Here is a 901-nt window from a genome sequence, read left to right as displayed (position 1 = left end):
CTCCAGAGGACGGGTTAGGAATAATCACGCTATACTGACGCAAGCAGGCTAACGCCAAGCGCGACAGCGTTTCGCGCGCTACCGTTCCGGCCCGAGGAGACAGGACGAGGATAGGAACACTGCAGGATGGCCAGAACCACGCAGAAGACTGCCGATTCCAACAGCGCCCGCCAAGGCATCGGCGCGAAGCAGGCCCACTCGCAACGGAGCCAGGCCCGATGACCGACGCCATCGGCCGCAGCGTTCGCCTCTTTCTGGTCGACGGCAAATCGACCGGCCTGATCACCGCCGAGATCATGAACTGGACCGGCCATGTGCTCACCGGCCCACGCACCGAGCTGCCCAAGTTCCTCGCCCGTCCCGAGGTCGCCCGCACCGGCGTCTACCTGCTGCACGGTCGCGATCCTGACGACCCCGACCGGACGATGCTCTACATCGGCGAGAGCGATCAAGTCGGCACTCGACTCAAGCAGCACAACCAGGAAGACAAGAAGACCTACTGGGAGCGCACCTGCGTCATCACCAGGCCGAGCAAACGGCCACATCGCCGCCTATCCCCAGCGCCTAACCAACACCGCACCGGCAACCCAACCAGCTTCGCGCTCCAGTCAAAGTCACAGGCACTCGGACACGGAGACACCCCCGGATGACCTTCAAAGAAGCGGACATCGAACACAAGCTCCTCGCCAAACTCGAAGCACTCAAATATAGCGTCCGCCCCGACATCCGCGACAAGGCCACGCTCGAGGCCAACTTCCGCGCCAAATTCGAGGCGCTGAACCACTGTCAGCTCACCGACGCCGAATTCGCCCGTCTGCGCGATGACATCATCAGCGCCGATGTCTTCCAGGCCGCCAAGCGCCTGCGCGAATACGGCTATTTCCAGCGCGAGGACGGCACT

Annotated in this window: 1 protein-coding gene and 1 pseudogene; both read left to right on the top strand. The window is 62.9% G+C overall.

Annotated features, from left to right (window positions below):
* Positions 1-218 precede the first annotated feature (218 nt).
* Positions 219-524 (top strand): annotated as a pseudogene (locus VBE63_RS30410) (DUF4357 domain-containing protein); the annotation flags it as partial.
* Between the two features lie 122 nt (positions 525-646).
* The coding region (locus VBE63_RS30405) for a hypothetical protein (RefSeq protein ID WP_323686688.1) at positions 647-901 on the top strand (255 nt) is incomplete at its 3' end.

It is taken from the genome of Lamprobacter sp. (assembly GCF_034860625.1).
Lineage (GTDB): Bacteria > Pseudomonadota > Gammaproteobacteria > Chromatiales > Chromatiaceae > Lamprobacter.
Note: the sequence above shows the minus strand (reverse complement) of the source record. Positions and strands in the feature narration are given on the sequence as shown.